The sequence below is a fragment of the Leadbetterella sp. DM7 genome (genome assembly GCF_040829825.2).
Classification (GTDB): Bacteria; Bacteroidota; Bacteroidia; order Cytophagales; family Spirosomataceae; genus Leadbetterella.
This window is the reverse complement of record NZ_JBFOLH020000071.1, coordinates 1-279: the sequence shown is the minus strand read 5'-3', so window position 1 is coordinate 279 and position 279 is coordinate 1. Positions and strand designations below refer to the sequence as shown.

Below are 279 nucleotides of genomic sequence, written 5' to 3'. Positions count from 1 at the left end.
GAACTGCCCGCAAGCCATCGAACGGCTTATCACCCTGGCCAAACCCCTCGCGTCCAATGCCTACGATGTTGTGGCTGAAGGCATTCAGGCCGTGATCTGCCAGGAACTGGTAAGCGATGGCGCAGCTCGACGACTGCATGCGGAACCGTTGCTATTCACCGGGGTGGACTCCGTCGCCATGCGCGACAAGATTCGCCGGCAGCAGATTCACCTGCTTGAGGACGACGTGAATCGCCAGGCTCGCAGAAGCCTGTGGGAGCCAACCTATGAATAACACCA

The 279-nt window shown here is 59.1% G+C and carries 1 protein-coding gene; it reads left to right on the top strand.

Translation table 11 applies throughout. The features are described from left to right. The coding region (locus AB2U10_RS19275; protein WP_367916704.1) for a hypothetical protein at positions 1–274 on the top strand (274 nt) is incomplete at its 5' end. Positions 275–279 lie beyond the last annotated feature (5 nt).